19 protein-coding genes are annotated in these 16508 nt (G+C 70.6%); 6 read left to right on the top strand and 13 right to left on the bottom strand.

Annotated elements, in window-relative coordinates; all coding sequences use genetic code 11:
• Positions 1-15 precede the first annotated feature (15 nt).
• Positions 16-885 (top strand): LLM class F420-dependent oxidoreductase, encoded by an 870-nt coding sequence (locus F0U47_RS04180; protein WP_149749012.1) that lies wholly within the window; start codon positions 16-18, stop codon positions 883-885.
• Positions 886-992: 107 nt separating this feature from the next.
• Here the strand turns inward: F0U47_RS04180 and F0U47_RS04175 are convergent, their stop codons facing one another.
• Positions 993-1385, bottom strand: a complete 393-nt coding sequence (locus tag F0U47_RS04175) for a VOC family protein (RefSeq protein WP_149749011.1) — start codon at positions 1383-1385, stop codon at positions 993-995.
• A 118-nt stretch (positions 1386-1503) separates the two neighbouring features.
• Here F0U47_RS04175 and F0U47_RS04170 point away from each other — a divergent pair, with 118 nt between their 5' ends.
• On the top strand, positions 1504-2331 hold the full coding sequence (locus F0U47_RS04170) for a hypothetical protein (RefSeq protein WP_149749010.1): 828 nt from the start codon (positions 1504-1506) through the stop codon (positions 2329-2331).
• A 95-nt stretch (positions 2332-2426) separates the two neighbouring features.
• On the opposite strand, the gene F0U47_RS04165 is transcribed toward F0U47_RS04170, so the two are convergent.
• Positions 2427-2642, bottom strand: a complete 216-nt coding sequence (locus F0U47_RS04165; protein WP_149749009.1) for a hypothetical protein — start codon at positions 2640-2642, stop codon at positions 2427-2429.
• Between the two features lie 200 nt (positions 2643-2842).
• Between F0U47_RS04165 and F0U47_RS04160 the strand changes: the two genes are divergently transcribed.
• Positions 2843-3715: a chymotrypsin family serine protease gene (locus F0U47_RS04160; RefSeq protein WP_149749008.1), complete on the top strand. Its 873-nt coding sequence runs from the start codon at positions 2843-2845 to the stop codon at positions 3713-3715.
• 205 nt (positions 3716-3920) lie between these two features.
• Positions 3921-6065, top strand: coding sequence for an RNA polymerase recycling motor ATPase HelR (gene helR / locus F0U47_RS04155; RefSeq protein WP_149749007.1), 2145 nt, complete (start codon positions 3921-3923; stop codon positions 6063-6065).
• Between the two features lie 6 nt (positions 6066-6071).
• Here the strand turns inward: helR and F0U47_RS04150 are convergent, their stop codons facing one another.
• On the bottom strand, positions 6072-6464 hold the full coding sequence (locus tag F0U47_RS04150) for a hypothetical protein (RefSeq protein WP_149749006.1): 393 nt from the start codon (positions 6462-6464) through the stop codon (positions 6072-6074).
• Positions 6465-6532: 68 nt separating this feature from the next.
• Complete coding sequence (locus F0U47_RS04145; RefSeq protein WP_149749005.1) at positions 6533-6979, bottom strand: DUF6918 family protein; 447 nt, start codon at positions 6977-6979, stop codon at positions 6533-6535.
• A gap of 113 nt (positions 6980-7092) precedes the next feature.
• Between F0U47_RS04145 and F0U47_RS20980 the strand changes: the two genes are divergently transcribed.
• The gene (locus F0U47_RS20980) at positions 7093-7236 is read left to right on the top strand and encodes a hypothetical protein (protein ID WP_188111150.1); all 144 of its coding nucleotides are present in this window, start codon (positions 7093-7095) and stop codon (positions 7234-7236) included.
• A gap of 9 nt (positions 7237-7245) precedes the next feature.
• Here F0U47_RS20980 and F0U47_RS04140 read toward each other — a convergent pair whose 3' ends face one another.
• The 9 genes from F0U47_RS04140 to F0U47_RS04100 form a co-directional block, all read right to left on the bottom strand.
• Complete coding sequence (locus tag F0U47_RS04140; protein ID WP_149749004.1) at positions 7246-7707, bottom strand: VOC family protein; 462 nt, start codon at positions 7705-7707, stop codon at positions 7246-7248.
• A gap of 16 nt (positions 7708-7723) precedes the next feature.
• A complete protein-coding gene (locus F0U47_RS04135) occupies positions 7724-10069 on the bottom strand; it encodes an ATP-binding cassette domain-containing protein (RefSeq protein ID WP_149749003.1) in 2346 nt (781 codons plus the stop codon).
• 26 nt (positions 10070-10095) lie between these two features.
• Positions 10096-10506 carry a VOC family protein gene (locus tag F0U47_RS04130; RefSeq protein WP_149749002.1) on the bottom strand — a complete coding sequence of 137 codons (411 nt, stop codon included), beginning with the start codon at positions 10504-10506 and terminating at the stop codon, positions 10096-10098.
• Between the two features lie 63 nt (positions 10507-10569).
• The gene (locus F0U47_RS04125) at positions 10570-10761 is read right to left on the bottom strand and encodes a hypothetical protein (RefSeq protein WP_149749001.1); all 192 of its coding nucleotides are present in this window, start codon (positions 10759-10761) and stop codon (positions 10570-10572) included.
• Positions 10762-10795: 34 nt separating this feature from the next.
• Positions 10796-11641, bottom strand: coding sequence for an SDR family oxidoreductase (locus F0U47_RS04120; RefSeq protein WP_149749000.1), 846 nt, complete (start codon positions 11639-11641; stop codon positions 10796-10798).
• 62 nt (positions 11642-11703) lie between these two features.
• Positions 11704-12135, bottom strand: coding sequence for a helix-turn-helix transcriptional regulator (locus F0U47_RS04115; RefSeq protein ID WP_149748999.1), 432 nt, complete (start codon positions 12133-12135; stop codon positions 11704-11706).
• Positions 12136-12145: 10 nt separating this feature from the next.
• Positions 12146-12901, bottom strand: coding sequence for an alpha/beta hydrolase family protein (locus F0U47_RS04110; protein WP_149748998.1), 756 nt, complete (start codon positions 12899-12901; stop codon positions 12146-12148).
• 338 nt (positions 12902-13239) lie between these two features.
• Entirely contained in the window at positions 13240-14469 is a 1230-nt protein-coding gene (locus F0U47_RS04105) for a GGDEF domain-containing protein (protein WP_188111149.1), read from the bottom strand.
• 118 nt (positions 14470-14587) lie between these two features.
• Positions 14588-15367: a DinB family protein gene (locus F0U47_RS04100; protein ID WP_149748996.1), complete on the bottom strand. Its 780-nt coding sequence runs from the start codon at positions 15365-15367 to the stop codon at positions 14588-14590.
• Between the two features lie 434 nt (positions 15368-15801).
• Here F0U47_RS04100 and F0U47_RS04095 point away from each other — a divergent pair, with 434 nt between their 5' ends.
• Positions 15802-16506 carry an alpha/beta fold hydrolase gene (locus F0U47_RS04095; RefSeq protein ID WP_149748995.1) on the top strand — a complete coding sequence of 235 codons (705 nt, stop codon included), beginning with the start codon at positions 15802-15804 and terminating at the stop codon, positions 16504-16506.
• Positions 16507-16508: the final 2 nt, after the last annotated feature.

Genomic DNA, 16508 nt, shown 5'->3' with positions numbered 1-16508 from the left:
GCGTACGGTGGCACCGTGGAACTGGGTGTGCACTACGCGAACTTCTCCTATCCGGGCTGGGAGTCGGGCCTGACCGAGCAGCTGGTCGCGACGGCTCGCGCCGCCGAGAACGGGGGAGCGGAGCTCTTCACCGTCATGGACCACTGGTTCCAGATGGAGAACCTCGGCGGTCCGGCGGCGCCGATGCTCGAGGCCTACACGACGCTGGCGTACGTCGCCGCCGTGACCGAGCGGATCCGGCTCAGCGCGCTGGTGACGGGCGGGACCTATCGGCACCCGGGCCTGCTGGCCAAGACGGTCTCGACTCTCGACCGGCTCTCCGGCGGCCGGGCGTTGCTCGGGATCGGCGCGGGCTGGTACGAGCGGGAGCACCTCGGGCTCGGCGTGCCCTTCCCGCCGACCGCGGAGCGGTTCGAGCGCCTCGAGGAGATCCTGCAGATCTGCCTGCAGATGTGGGGCGACGACGACGGCGCGTACGAGGGGAAGCACTTCCGCCTCGCCGAGACGGTCAGCGTGCCGCCCCCCGTGGCCCAGCCACACCCGCCGGTCATGATCGGGGGAGCGGGGGAGCGGAAGACGCTGCGGTTCGTGGCGCAGTACGCGCAGTGGTGCAACATCTTCGGCGAGACGCCGGACGCCATGAAGCACAAGCTGGCGGTGCTCCGGCGCCACTGCGACGACGTGGGCAGCGACTACGACGCCATCCGGAAGACGATGATCATCGCCGCCGACCCGTTGCTGGAGCCCGACGCCTTCGTGACCCTGATGGGGGAGTACGCCGCGCTCGGGATCGAGCTGGTCACCCTGATGCCGCACGGGGACGATCCCGTCGCCTGGACGAAGCAGGTCTGCGCCGACGTGCTGCCGGCGATGCAGCAGCTCTGAGCCTGCTGCGGCCGGCCCGTCCTTCCGCGTCCGACCTTCCGTTCAGTCCTGCCGATCAGTCCTGCCGGTCAGTCCTGCCGGTCAGTCCTGCCGGTCAGTCCTGCCGGTCAGTCCTGCCGGGCAGCCGGCTGGAAGATCTCCACGAGGTTGCCCGAGGGGTCCTCGACGAGGATCTGGCTGCCGCCGGGACCGGAGACCAGGTCGCTGACGAGGATCAGGCCCGCCTCGGCGAGACGGGCGACCTCTGCCTCGATGTCGTCGACCACGAGGTGGATCCGGTTCCGGCCAGGGAAGTCGGCGCGGTCGTGCGGGGTCGCCCGCGCCCCCGAGCTGGCGGCGCCGGAGAGCAGCAGCCGCAGCGGCCCGCGCCGGACGTCGGCGAACGCGCCGCCGGCATTCATCTCCAGCGTGAAGCCGAGGTGGGTGGTGTAGAACTCGACCGCCTCATCGACGTCGTCGACGAGGTAGCGGACACTGGCGTGCTCGTCGTGCGTGGCCATGCGCCCACGGTACGCCGTCGGCCCGGCCTCGTTCCTGCGGACGATTTCCGTCGTTCGACGTTGGTCGGGGGCAGGCCGGTGGAAGTATCCGGGAGTGTCGCTCAACTGGAGGTCTCCCGTGAACCACGTCCGCACCCGTCACCCGCGCCGAGTCCTGGCCACGGCCGGCTGTCTCGCCCTCGTGTCCCTGCTCGCCGTCGGCTGCGGCGACGACGGGGGAGACGCCGACGCCGAGGAGACGGAGACCGTCTACGTCGACACCGAAGGCAACGTCATCGACGACCCGTCCGGCGAGGACGGTGGCGACGACGTGGAGGACGACTCCGGGCCGGCCCTGACCCAGGAGCAGCTCGAGGTCGTCGTGCTGACGCCGGAGAACGTCGGTGACGGCTGGACCGGTGGACCGGTCGAGTCCGATGAGGACAGCGAGGCGCCTGGCTGCTTCGGCGAGATCGAGACCATCAGTGACAACCTCGACCCGCTCGAGGTGGCCGAGCACGACGTCGAGTACAGCTACGGGGACTCGGGCGTCCCGGTGATCAACAGCGGTGCCTCGTCGTACCAGGACGGGAACGCGGTCGCTCAGGCGTTCGAGGACCTCGACGCGGTGCTGAGCACCTGCACGTCGGTCACCGGCACCGACGGTGAGGGCAACACCTGGGACATGACGGTCAGCTACGACGACACCGTCGTCAGCGACGCCACCGACGACCAGGTCAACGTCACGACGTCCGGCACCTTCACCGACCCCTCCGGCAGCGAGTACGACCTGACGATCCACCAGTCGTACGTGCGGATCGGCAAGAACGTGATCACCATCGGTGTCACGGACTTCAGCGACCAGTCCGCGCTGCAGGAGGCCTACACCCAGATCGCCATCGACCGGCTGGTCGACGTGATCACCGACTCCGAGCCCGACGAGACGACGGGACCCCAGCCGGCCTGACCGGGCGCGCCACCGACAGAGGAGGGGCGTCCCGATCCGCAATCTGACATAATGTCACTTATCGGCGGTGCAGGGACGCCTGGCCGCCACTCTCGCTACTCGTCCCGAGTGGAGCGAGTCAGACGGAGCTCCTCATGGATGTTCTCGAGGCTGTCAGGGCCTCGGGCCGCGACGTGCCGCAGCGACTCGGCGAACCGAAGGGCGTCGTGATGGCCCAGGACCAGGGTCTCGCCGGTGTCGAACTCGATGACGACCTGGTCGCCGACGCGTTCGATCGAGAGGGTGATGTAGCCGGGACCGTCCGTGTCCATTGCACACTCGCCCCTCGACAGCCGACCACCTGGGTCGGACGATCCCCCTCGACCCGAGCCTCGACTTACAGTGTTCAACGGTTGGCCGAGACGTAGGTGACGACGAGCGCTTCCGCCCGTTCCTGCGCGTGGCGTGACGATTTCGCCGCAGCGAGGTTGTAGAACACGTACCCGTTCTCCCCCAACCGAAAGGCAACGACGTGTTCTCTCGGGTCCGAAGGATCGCCCTCGCCGGCGCCCTCAGCCTGGTCGCCACCGGCTTCGCCGTGACCAATCATGCGCCTGCCCAGGGTGCGACCACCTGGGCGCCTGCCGCGACGGCCGCCATCACGCCGGGCGTCCAGACCAACACCGAAGGCTCGGGCCAGTGCACCGCCAACTTCGTGTTCACCGACGCGGCCGGCAACGTCTACCTCGGTCAGGCCGCTCACTGCTCCGGCACGGGCGCTGCGACCGACACCAACGGCTGCACGGCCGGCACCCTTCCGCTCGGCACGGCGGTGACCTTCAACCGCGGGGGCAGCCTGCTCAGCTCGGGCACCCAGGTCGGCTCCGGCACGCTCGCCTACTCGTCGTGGAACACCATGCAGGCCCGCGGTGAGAAGGACGCGAACACCTGCGCCTACAACGACTTCGCCCTGGTGAAGGTCAACCCGGCCGACGTCGCGAAGGTGAACCCGTCGATCCCGTTCTGGGGCGGTCCGGTGGGCATCAACACGACCGGCACGTCCGCTGGTGACCGGGTCTACAGCTACGGCAACTCCGGGCTGCGCTTCGGTGTGGAGCAGCTCTCGCCGAAGACCGGCACCAGCCTCGGCCAGGACCCGGCCGACGGCGGCTGGACGCACCCGCTCTACACCGTCACGCCGGGCGTTCCCGGTGACTCGGGCAGCGCGTTCCTGGACGCCTCGGGACGAGCGGTGGGCACCCTGTCGACGCTGGGGCTGGCGCCGCTGCCGGCCTCGAACAACATCGGCGACCTGTCCCACGAGCTGGCCTACGCGCAGGCGCACTCCGGCATCGCAGGCCTGCAGCTGGTCCTCGGCACGGAGCCGTTCGACCCGTCGCTCTGACGACCTGAGCGAGCCCGGCGCGTCGTACGTGCACGCACATCGACGAGCGTGTGCGTGCGGCGCGCCGGCTTCGATCCACCCCTGCTGGCCTGACGACCGCCCCTCCGTTTTCAACGTATAGCGCACCGGGGGGCTTGCGGCAAGGCCCCCGTGCTGTCGGAGAATCTCCGCTCCACCCTGCGAAACCCGCTCCGGAGCTGATGATTTGACCCACGTCACGACGCACGCGTTCGCCCTTCCGCCGCACCTATCGGCCAAGGCGGACCCCGCACTCATCGCCAGCGACGAGCTCCACTTCACCGCAATCGCGGAGAGCCTGGATCAGTCGATCGCCGAGCTGTCCGAGCGCCTCGACGCGGAGCGCAGGGCGGCCGGCGGGACCGGCCAGGCGGCCATGGACCGGGATCTCGAGATCCACCGGCTGACCGCCCGCCTCCGCACCCTGCGCCGCTACACCCTCGACCTCTGCCTCGGGCGGATGGTCGGCACCGGCGGCGAGACGGTGTACGTCGGCCGGCTCGGCCTCACCGACCGGGACGGCGGGCGCCTCCTGGTCGACTGGCGCTCCCCCGCGGCCGAGCCCTTCTTCGGCGCGACCCACGGGGAGCCGATGGGTCTCGTCAGCCGGCGGCGGTACCGCTGGACCAACGGCCGGATCACCGACTACTGGGACGAGGTGTTCACGCCCGACGGGATGGAGGGCCATGCCGCGCTCGACGACCAGTCCGCCTTCATCGCCAGTCTCGGCAGCAGCCGCTCGCCACGGATGCGGGACGTCCTCGGCACGATCCAGGCCGACCAGGACGCGATCATCCGCGCCGGCTCCCGCGGCGCGCTCGTCGTCGACGGCGGACCGGGAACCGGCAAGACGGTCGTGGCGCTGCACCGCGCGGCGTACCTCCTCTACGCCGACCCGCGGCTCGGCGACCGCCGGGGACGGGTCCTCTTCGTCGGACCGCACCAGCCCTACCTCGCCTATGTCGCGGACGTGCTCCCGAGCCTCGGGGAGGAAGGGGTGCAGACGTGCACCCTGCGCGACCTGGTCCCCGGCGCCGCCGCGTTCCCCGAGGAGGCCGACCCGGAGGTGGCACGCCTGAAGGCGTCGGCCGCGATGGTCGAGGCGATCGAGCCGGCCGTCCGGCTGTACGAGGAGCCACCGACCGAGGGGATGGACGTGGAGACCCTCTGGTCGGACGTCTGGCTCAGCGCCAGCGACTGGGCCGAGGCGTTCGAGTCCCCCGATCCCGGCACGCCTCACAATGAGGCACGCGACGAGGTCTGGGAAGCGCTGCTCACGATCCTGGTCGACAAGCACGAGGCGGACGACGACGTCTCCGCGGACATGGTGCGCCGCTCGCTGGCGCAGAACGATGGGCTCCGCACGGCGTTCGGCAAGGCGTGGCCGCTCCTCGAGGCGACCGACGTCGTCGGCGACCTGTGGGAGGTCCCGGCGTACCTCCGGATGTGCGCACCCTGGCTCACCCCCGAGCAGGTCAGGCTGCTCCAGCGGGCGGAGCCCCAGGCCTGGACCCTGTCCGACCTGCCACTGCTCGACGCCGCGCGGCAACGGCTCGGCGACCCGGAGGCGTCCCGCCGGCGGAGTCGCCGGCTGGCCGCGGAAGCAGCCGACCGGGCTCGGATGGACCAGGTCGTCGACGAGCTCCTCCAGCACGACGAGGAGGGCATGTACGCGCAGCTGCGCCAGCACGGCATCCGTGCGGCGCTCGTCGACGACGCTGCCGTGCCGAGCGTCGACCCGGACCTTCTCGCCGGACCGTTCGCGCACGTCGTCGTGGACGAGGCCCAGGAGCTGACCGACGCCGAGTGGCAGATGCTGCTGCGCCGCTGCCCCACGCGGAGCCTCACGATCGTGGGTGACCGGGCGCAGGCGCGGCACGGCTTCACCGAGTCGTGGGAGCAACGGCTGACCCGCGTTGGGATCGACACGATCAAGCTCGCGTCGCTGAGCATCAACTACCGGACGCCCGAGGAGGTCATGGCCGAGGCCGAGCCGGAGATCCGCGCCGCCCTCCCGGACGCGAACGTGCCGACGTCCGTGCGCAGCACGGGCGTCCCCGTCCACCACGGGTCGACGGCCGAGCTGTCCTCGATCCTCGACCGGTGGCTCGAGGAGCACGCCGAGGGCGTCGCGTGCGTGATCGGCAGCCCGGACCTCCCGGGCACCCCCCGCGTCCGGTCCCTCTCCCCCGCGCTCGCGAAGGGTCTCGAGTTCGACCTGGTCGTCCTCGTCGACCCCGATCGGCTCGGCTCGGGCATCGAGGGCGCCGTCGACCGGTACGTCGCGATGACGCGCGCCACGCAGCAGCTGGTCGTGCTGACCAGCCCGTGACGATGGTCAGCGACGCAGGTCGGTCAGGAGCCGGGCGGCGCCGATCGCGGCATACGTCCCCGTCAACACCACCATCGCCGCGAACGCCCTGCGCGGCTGCTCGCCCCGTGCGAGCGCCCCGATTCCGGCGATGGTGTCGGACATGTCGACGCCGAGGCAGAGCCGCTGCAGTCGCCGCCGCTCGGTGGGCGCGGCCATCAGGTAGGCCGCGCCGAGCGCGATCGCCCGTCCGCCGAACACGCTCGTCAGGTAGCAGGCTTCGGGAGAGTCGCGGACGCCGAAGGCCCGGACCAGGGACCGGGGAGCCGCAACGGAGCCGGCCCCGAGGGCGATCCGTCCCACCGCCAGCCCCTGGAGCAGCGTCGCGAGGGTGCCTCCGGGGGTTTCTCGAATCCTCATGGGCCCGACGGTGACACGTCCCGCGTCAACCGGGCAATGACCTCGGAGGTCAACCCCAGGGCGTCGGATCAGGCCTGCGACGCGTGCCGCTGCAGCGCGGCACCGAGGCGCGGCAGGGCCGCCTGAACGTGCCCGTCGGCCTTGCCGCGGAGCGCGCGGTAGACCTTCTTCAGCTGGTCCCGCGAGCTCGACTCCAGCTTGGCGTCGGTGACGGCGAGCAGGGCCGCGGACGCCTCCGGGCCGCGGGCAGCGAGGTGCTGGCCGAAGTCCTGGCTCCCGGACGCCACGAAGTCGTCCCAGAACGGGTCGAGGGCACGCGCGAAGTCGGGGAGCAGCTTGCGCACGCCGCGGCGGACGAGGTCGGGCATCATCTTGGTCGCGCCGGCGTATCCGGCCTTGATCGCGGTGCCGCTCACGCCCTTCTTGGCGGCCACCTCCTGCCGCACGACCTCGACCAGATCCTTCACCACGGCGGGCCTGGTCTGCTTGTTCAACAGCTGCTTCGACAAGCTCATGGCACCGACCCTAGTGGTCGCCGGAGGCCGGCGGGCCCCCGGGCCTGAGGATCGCCGGGCCGCATTCGGGTATCTCCCTCTCCCCACCCGGAGACCGAATGGAGTAACAAGTTATGGTCATCCTCGGCGTCATCCTGCTCATCATCGGGCTCGTAGCCTCGATCAACCTCCTCGCCGTCATCGGCGCCATCCTGATCATCGTCGGCCTGGTTCTGAACTTCGTTCCGATCGGCGGCACCCGGAGGACGTACTACTAGCGCACGGCCTCAGTCGAGGCAGAACTCATTGCCCTCGGGGTCGGCCATCACGATGAAACCGGCACTCATCGGCGGCTCCGGCTCGAACCGGCGCACGCGGCTGGCCCCGAGGGCGACGAGCCGTTCGCACTCGGTCTCCAGCGCGGCCATCCGCTCGTCGCCCTCCAGGCCCGGCGCTGCCCGCAGGTCGAGGTGGACGCGGTTCTTCGCGACCTTGTCCTCGGGCACCTGTTGGAAGAACACCCGCGGACCGGCGCCGTCCGGGTCCTCGATCGCCGATGCCACGTTGCGCCGGTCCTCCGGGACGCCCGCGCGCTCCAGGAACTCGTCCCACGCCGCCAGCGGGTCGGCGCCCTCGGGCAGGTCGGCCCCCGGCGGCGGCGGGTGGACGTAGTCGAGCGCGTCGCGCCAGAACGTCGAGAGGGCCCGCGGGTCGTGGGCGTCAAAGGTGACCTGGAAGGTGCGGCTCATGCCACAGACAGTGCCATCAGGCACCGACATAGTCCGCCAGGTGCTCGCCGGTCACCGTCGACCGCGACGCCACCAGGTCCGCCGGTGTCCCCTCGAAGACGACCCGGCCGCCGTCGTGACCGGCTCCCGGGCCGAGGTCGATGATCCAGTCGGCGTGTGCCATGACCGCCTGGTGGTGCTCGATGACGACGACCGACTTGCCCGCGTCGACCAGCCGGTCCAGCAGGCCCAGCAGGTTGTCGACGTCGGCGAGGTGGAGCCCGCTGGTGGGCTCGTCGAGGACGTAGGTGCCGCCTTTCTCCGACAGGTGGGTAGCCAGCCTGAGCCGCTGCCGCTCTCCCCCGGAGAGCGTGTTGAGCGGCTGGCCTAGCTTGACATAACCCAACCCGACGTCGTCCATGCGCGCGAGGATCGTCGCAGCAGCCGGCGTCCTGGCGTCGCCGTCGGCGAAGAACGCGTGCGCGTCGGCGACCGGCAGGTCGAGCACCTCGGCGATGTTGAGGCCGCCGAACCGCAGCTCCAGCACCTCGGTCTGGAACCGCTTGCCGCCGCAGTCCTCGCACACGGTCGCCACCGTCTCCATGAACCCGAGCTCGGTGTAGATCATCCCGTTGCCGTTGCACGTCGGGCAGGCGCCCTCGGAGTTGGAGGAGAACAGCGCCGGCTTCACGCCGTTGGCCTTGGCGAACGCCTTGCGGATCGGCTCGAGGAGCCCGGTGTAGGTCGCCGGGTTGCTCCGCCGAGAGCCCTTGATCGCCGACTGGTCCACCACGACCACGTCGGCCGAGGCCGGGAGCGAGCCGTGGATGAGCGAGCTCTTGCCCGAGCCGGCGACGCCGGTGACGACGCACAGGACGCCGAGGGGGATGTCGACGTCGACGTCCTGGAGGTTGTGGGTGTTCGCGCCCCGGATCTCCAGGGCACCGGTCGGCGTGCGCACCGACTCCTTGAGCGTCACCCGGTGATCGAGGTGACCGCCGGTGAGGGTGCCGCTCGCCTTGAGCCCCTCCACGGTGCCCTCGAAGCAGACCGCGCCGCCCGCCGTACCAGCACCGGGGCCGAGGTCGACGACGTGGTCGGCGATCGCGATCGTCTCCGGCTTGTGCTCCACCACGAGCACCGTGTTGCCCTTGTCGCGCAGGCTCAGCAGCAGGCCGTTCATCCGCTGGATGTCGTGCGGGTGCAGCCCGACGGTCGGCTCGTCGAAGACGTAGGTGACGTCGGTCAGCGCGGAGCCGAGGTGGCGGATCATCTTGGTGCGCTGCGCCTCTCCGCCGGACAGGCTCCCCGAGGGCCGGTCGAGCGAGAGGTAGCCGAGCCCGATCTCGACGAAGGAGTCGAAGAGGTGGAGCAGGTTGGCGACGAGCGGCGCGACGCCCGGGTCGTCGATGCCGCGGATCCACTCGGCGGCATCGTTGATCTGCATCGCGCACACGTCGGCGATGCTTGTGCCGTTGATGGTCGACGAGCGCGCGGACGCGTTGAGGCGGGTGCCGTCGCACTCCGGGCACGGCTTGAAGACGGCGGCCCGCTCGACGAAGGCCCGGATGTGGGGCTGCAACGAGTCGACGTCCTTGCTGAACATCGACTTGCGGATCTTGGGGATCAGGCCTTCGTAGGTGATGTTGACCTTGTCGACCTTCACCTTGCGGGTCTTGCCGTAGAGGAGGTCGTCGCGCTGCTTGGCGCTGAGGTCCTTGATCGGCACGTCCGGCGGGACGACCTCCTTGAACGGCGCGACCATCCAGCCGTCCGCCGTGTAGCCGGGCACGAGGATCGCGCCCTCGACCAGCGACTTGGTCTCGTCGACGATCTCGGCCAGGTCGAGGTCGGAGACGCTGCCGCGTCCCTCGCAGTGGGCGCACATGCCGCCGAGGTAGATCGCCTCCTTGACGATCGTCTTCTCCCCCGTGTCCGACGTCATCACGCCGCTCGCGCGCCGCGTCGGCACGTTGAAGGAGAAGGCGGTGGGCGGGCCGATGTAGGGCGACCCGAGCCGGCTGAAGAGCACGCGGAGCATCGCGTTCGCGTCGGTCACGGTACCGACGGTCGAGCGGGCGTTGGCCCCCATCCGCTCCTGGTCGACGACGATCGCGGGCGTGATCCCCTCGAGCACGTCGTAGTCGGCGCGGTTGAGCGTCGGCATGAAGCCCTGGACGAAGGTGGAGTAGGTCTCGTTGATCAGCCGCTGGGACTCCGAAGCGATGGTGGAGAAGACCAGCGAGCTCTTTCCCGAGCCGGAGACGCCGGTGAAGACGGTGAGGCGCCGCTTCGGCAGCTCGATGTCGACGTCCTTGAGGTTGTTCTCCCGGGCGCCCTGGACGCGGATGAGGTCGTGGCTGTCAGCCGGCGGCGTCGTCATGGTCCCTCTTGTACCAGCCGGCACCGTCACTGCACCTGCTGGATGCGGACCATGTTGCCGGAGGGGTCACGGAAGGCGCAGTCGCGCTCTCCCCACTGCTGGTCGGTGGGCTCCTGGACCACCTCCGCGTCGGTCGCCTGGAGCTTCTCGAAGAGACCGTCGAGGTCCTTGGTGGCGAACATGATGCTCGCGTAGGTGCCCTTGGCCATCATCTCGTTGATGGTGCGGCGCTCGTCCTCGGTGATGCCGGGGTCGCCCTCCGGCGGGTAGAGCACGATCGAGACGTCGGGCTGCCCGACCGGGCCGACCGTGATCCAGCGCAGGCCGCCGTACCCGACGTCCTTGCGGACCTCGAGGCCGAGGGCGTCCCGGTAGAACCCGAGGGCGGCCTCCGGGTCGTTGTGCGGGAGGAACGTCGCGTGAATGTTGATGTCCATGGCCCGAACGCTACGGGCGGCTGGGTGCCGACGCTTCTCGATTCCTGATCACTGCGGGCGCGGTCAGCGCCCGCCGCCGCGGATGCCGACGATGACGAGCGCGACGCCCAGCCCGGCGATGGCCGGCCCTGCGATCGCCCAGAACTCGACCCCGGACATCGGGCTGCCGCCGAGGTGGCCGAGGCCCTGGAGCGTGAAGAGGACGCCGGCCAGGACCATGACGACCCCGACGACGACGGCAGGTGCGCTGCGCATGGGGCGCAGTCAACCACGGACGACCAGCGCCGGGTCAGCGCACGTAGGCGCTGACCCACTCCTCGCTGCGTCTCCACAGCTCGGCGGCGAGCTCCGGGGTCGCCACCTCCGACGGCGTCTTCTCCCGCTGGTTGTCGTAGTAGCGGCCGGTGTGCCCGGCGAGCTCCGGCGAGGTCGCGCAGTACAACGAGGTCCGTGCGCCCTGCTCCGTGGACTGCATGAACAGCGTCATCACCTGGCGCAGCCCGAAGGGCACCGCCCGCCACACGTCGGAGGCGATCGTCCCCGGATGGAGGGAGTACGTCGTCACGCCGGTCCCCTCCAGCCGCCGGCCGAGCTCCTGCGCGTGGAGGACGTTGGCGAGCTTCGAGACGCAGTACTCGTCGAACGCGGTGCGCGTGACCGTCGTACGGCGGACGGCCTCCCAGTCGATGCCCTTGGCCCGGTAGTGGCCGGTGCTCGCCACGTTGACGATGCGGCCCGGGCCGCTCGCGACGATGTGGTCCCGCAGCAGCTCGGTGAACAGGAACGGCCCGACGTGGTTGGTGCCGAAGGCCAGCTCGAACCCGCTCGCCGTCATCCCCCGCGAGCCGGCCAGCCCCGCGTTGTTGATCAGCACGTGCAGCGGCTCCCCGCCGGCGAGGAAGGTCTCGGCTGCCGTCCGCACCGAACCGAGGTCGCCCAGGTCGAGCGGGAGGTGGTCGAGGTCGGTGTTGCCTGTGTCGTCGGCGATCTCCTTCATCGCCGCGCGGGTCTTCTCCTCCGACCGCCCTGCGAGCACCACCCGCGCTCCGCGACCCGCCAGGCCGCGCACCGTCTCCTTGCCGATCCCGGTATTGGCCCCGGTCACGAGGAACGTCCGTCCGGTGAGGTCGCTCATGGGCCACCATCCTGGGCGCCGGGCGCCGGGCTGTCGTCCGACCAGGGTCGGATCTGTGCGGTTCAGGCCACCTCGCCGCGCTTGCGGACCGGCCGGGTGACCTTCTTCGCCACGCACGGCGGCATCCCTTCGGTGGCCAGGGCGGCCTCCTGGCGGTACACGCTCGGCGAGACCCCGACCAGCTCGGTGAACCGGGTGCTGAACGTGCCGAGGGACGAGCAGCCGACCTCGAAGCACACGTCCGTCACGGACAGGTCGCCGTTGCGCAGCAGGGTCATCGCCCGCTCGATGCGGCGCGTCATCAGGTAGGAGTACGGCGGCTCGCCGTAGGCCTGCTTGAACTGGCGGCTGAGGTGGCCCGCCGACATCCCGACGCCCCGCGCCAGTGCCTCGACGTCGAGCGGCTGGGCGTACTCCCGGTCGATCCGGTCGCGGACCTTCCGCAGCAGCTTGAGGTCGCGCAGGTGCTGCTCGTCCGCCGCACGGGTGCTCACCGGGGTGAGCCTAATCGGCGAGGTACTGGTCGGCCCAGGCCGAGATGATCCGACCGGCCCGCTTCCCCTGCCCGCGCTTGGTGAGCAGGTGGTCGGAGCCCTCGAGCGAGACGAAGCTCCGCGGATGCCGCGCGGTGCGGAAGATCTCGCTGGCGTTGGCGATCCCGACGGTGTTGTCGGTCGGCGAGTGCATGATCAGCAGCGGGCGGTGCAGGCTCCGGATCGCCTCCCGCAGCTCGGCGCGACGCATGTCCTCGACGAACGACCGGCGCAGGGTCAGCGCCCGGCCGCCGACCAGCCACTCGGCCTGGCCCTCGGTGAGGACCCGGTCCACCAGCGCGTCGTACTGCTGCTCGGCGTGGCCCGGCTCGATCGGCGCGCCGATGCTCACAACGGCCCGGGCGTCCGTCCCGGCCGCGGCCGCGAGGGCTGCGGCCCCGCCGAGGGAATGGCCGACCAGCAGGTCGATCGGGGTCCCGTGTTCGGCCATGAAACGAGCCGCCTCCACCGTGTCGGCGACCTTCTGGGTGAACGAGCCGTCGCCCCAGTCGCCTTCGGAGTCCGCCAGGCCGAGGTTGTCGTAGCGCAGCATCCCGATGCCGTCGCTGGCGAGCTGCTTGCAGATCCGCGCGGCCGCCGGACAGTCCTTGCCGAGCGTGAGGCCGTGGACGAACAGGCCCCAGCCGCGGACCGGCTCGCTCGGCTCGTCGATCAGCCCCGCGAGCAGCGGGCCGGTGCTGCTCGGGAACCGGACGCGGGTCGCCATGGATCGAGGCTACTGCGCGTCACCCGCTTGCAACCGAGAACAGTCAGCTGGCCTCGAGCCAGGATCCGGTGCGCGAGATGCCGACCCGTTGATGCAGGTCGCACATGCCGCGCTCGGTGACCGTGTCCCGGTCACAGGTCGGAAAGCCGCAGCCGCTCTCCATGCCGTCCGGTCCACCGGCCGGTCCTGCGTCGTACGAAGATCCTGCCCCCATTGACGATCGCCCCCCTCGGTCTTGGACTACTCATGCTCCTCCTCGCCACGGACAAACCTCGTCGTGCGGTCGTCCACAAGGGTCCTGGTCACGATGGGTCATCCGGACGACCGAACGGACACGGTCAGATCGCGCCGACCTCCACCATGCCGGTGCGGTTGCGGCCGTCGTCCTTCGCGCGGTACAGCGCGCGGTCAGCGGCCGTGAGGGCCGCGACGAACTCGGTCGGCCCGTCGCCCGGCGTGATCGTGGCGATGCCGATGCTGATGGTGACCGGCGCCGCGGCGGGCACCGCGGCCGTCGACACGCCACACCGGATGCGCTCGGCGATCCGACCGGCGTCCTCGGGCGTCACGTCCGGCAGCAACACGCAGAACTCCTCGCCGCCGAACCGTCCCAGCAGGTCCTCGGCCCGCAGCTCCGCCCGGATGGCGTCGGCCACCGTGACCAGCGCGGCGTCGCCGACCAGGTGGCCCCAGGTCTCGTTGAAGGCCTTGAAGTGGTCGAGGTCGGCGAAGAGCACGCACCAGGGGCGCTGCTTGCGGTGGCAGCGGTCGGCGGCGACCATGGCGAGCCGTCGCCACGACTCGAACCGGAGGGTGCCGGTCTTCGCGTCGTGCTCGGCCTGCTCCCGCAGCGGTTCGTGCAGCGCCGCTCGCTGGGTCACCAGGTAGACCGGCACGAGCAGCACCACGAACCAGCCCCCACCGGTCCAGATCGCCGCCGACAGACCGCCGATGAGCAGGACCCCGGTCTCGGTCAGGTAGAACGACGCCGTGCGCAGGGTCTGCCGGAGCCAGACCTCGTCCGCGGCGTGGTTGAGGTAGGCACTGCCGTGGAACATCGCCGTCTCCACGGCCAGGAACGCCGCAGTCGCCGTCAGCACGGCGAGCAGGCCCACTGCACCGTCGCCCTGCATCAGGTCCTGCGTGCCGCCGAGCACGACGTGGGCGCTCGCGGCCGCGGCGAGAGCGGCCAGCACGACGTACGACGCCGAGCCGACCCACTTCCACGGCGTCACCCGCAGCCCGCGCCACCAGGCGTGCGCGTAGGTGACCCCGACGACCGGGAGCAGCCACCAGGTGGGGAGCAGCAGGGCACTGGCGAACGCCCACGCCGAGAGGCCCTTGTGGGGGCGCTGGCTGTCCGAGACCCCGCCCTCCAGGATCCGGCCGATCTCGACGTTGAGGATCGACAGGCCCACCAGCAGCAGGCCGGTCAGCTCGGGGTGGTCGGTCATCTGGCCGTGGCCGACCGGGGCGAGCACCAGCGGCAGCACCAGCGCAGCCGTTACGGCGGCCGACACCCACAGCCGGCAGCCCCACGTCGTCCGCAGAAACGCCCAGCGGCGCATCGAGATCCTCCCCCTTCGACCGTGCGAGGTCGCCAGCACGGTCACTTTCCCCGTGACCGACGGTACGACGTCCCCCCGCGCCGCGTCAGCCGAACCCGCCATGATCGGGGGTCTCGCGCTATGCCCGGACGCGTCGCTCCAGCTCGTCGAGATCCCGCTCGGCGTAGAGCCGGTGCTGCCACTCCTCGTTGAGCACGACCCGCAGCGGCTCCGAGAGCGGCATCTCCTCCGACGGGGGCCAGCTGTCGCCGGGTGGAGGCGTGATCAGGGACGCGAGCCGCTCGTCGGTGAGCCCCTCGAGGACGCTCGCCACCATCGCCCGCCGCTCGGCCCGCAACGCCAGCACGGTGTCGAGGTCGGGGCGTGCCTCGCGGTCCCGAGGGATGCCGGGCTTGTCGGGCATGCCGTCCCACGGCAGGTCGAGGGGGTGCCACGGCGTGAGGTCACCGAGGATCCCCCGACCGACCCAAGCAGCGGTCGCGAACGAGAGGTGGCGCAGGGTCTGGATGAAGGACCACTCGCCGTCGACGCTCTCGTGCAGCATCGCGGGCGGCAGCGTGCGGGCCCGGTCGATGGTCCCGGCCCAGAGCCGGCCGAGGATCTCCCAGGCCTCGACGAACCCGGCCGCGGTGGTGGGGCGCATCTTCGGTCGCTGCGGGTAACGCCGGTCGAGCTCGGCCTCGACGAGGGGCGCGACATCGACACCGTTGATCCGGACGTTGCGGATCTCGGCATTGATCTCGACGTCGTCGAGGATCGCCTCGTTGACCCGCATCCCGCTCAGGATGGCGTCGCGGACCACGATGTCGTTGAGATAGACGTCGGTGAACGTCGACCCGCGCAGGTCGACCTGCTCGAACCGGGAACCGCTGAGGTCCTGCTGGGTGAACTCGGCCATGGGTGGAGCGTGCCACCTCGCTCCGACCCCTTTCCACCATGCGGGTTGGTCATTTCTGACCACCCCGGCAAATCCGAAGGACAGTCTCTCTCCAATCCGCTGCGCGCGCGGCCACGGATTCCTAACGTCGGAGAGGTAAGCCCACCGAGAGCGATGAACCGGATGCTCGTAGCGGGTCTTCATCGGCAGAACGTTGTATCACCAGCCGCGAATCTCGATCAGTAGGAGAGGAGGTGCCGAAAATGTGGAACGACACCATGACCATGACCACCGTGACTCATCTGTCACACGACCTGCCTTGCCAACGGTGCGGACACGGCGTGCACACCTTCCTCCCCTGCGGCGACCGCTGCGACTGCCCGCCGGTCGTCCTGCCCGGCCAGTTCGTCTGACCGCCGCGGACCGCTGTCGGTGGACAGCCCTACGTTGTCACCATGGCAACTCCACCGATCGTGCTGGTCCCCGGATTCTGGCTCGGCGCCTGGGCGTGGGACGAGGTCGCATCCGAGCTCCGCGAGCAGGGGCACGACGTCCACCCGGTCACCCTGCCCGGCCTCGACTCCCCCACCACTGACCGCTCCTCGGTCACCTTCGCCGACCACGTCGACGCCATCTGTGACGCGGTCGCGGCAGCCGGCGCCCCCGTCGTGCTCGCCGTCCACAGCGGAGCCGGGATGCCCGGCTACGCGGTGACCGACAAGATCCCCGAGCAGGTCGCGGCGATGGTCTACGTCGACACGGCGCCCGGGAAGGGCGCGATGAACCCCGACTTCGAGGGTGACGAGATGCCGCTCCCCCAGTCCTGGGACGACCTCGACGAGAACCTCGACGGCCTCTCCGACGAGCAGCTGGCGCGGTTCCGCGAGCGCGCCGTGCCGCAGCCGGCGGCTGCGCTCCGGGGCGAGTGGACGTTCGGCAACGACGCGCGCCGTGACGTCCCGAGCACGATCATCTGCACGGCCTACACCTCCGAGCAGTACCGCCAGTACGCCGCCGAGGGTTACGGCTTCCTCGCCGGGCTGGCCGAGCTCAGCGACGTCACCTGGGTCGACCTGCCGACCAGCCACTGGCCGATGTGGTCCCGTCCCGCCGATCTGGCCGCGGTCCTCGGCGACGTCGCCCGCGGTGTGGGAACCTGACG

The organism is Nocardioides antri (assembly GCF_008373765.1).
GTDB classification, from domain to species: domain Bacteria; phylum Actinomycetota; class Actinomycetes; order Propionibacteriales; family Nocardioidaceae; genus Nocardioides; species Nocardioides antri.
The sequence above is the reverse complement of the archived record's forward strand: the minus strand, read 5'-3'. Positions and strand labels throughout refer to the sequence as shown.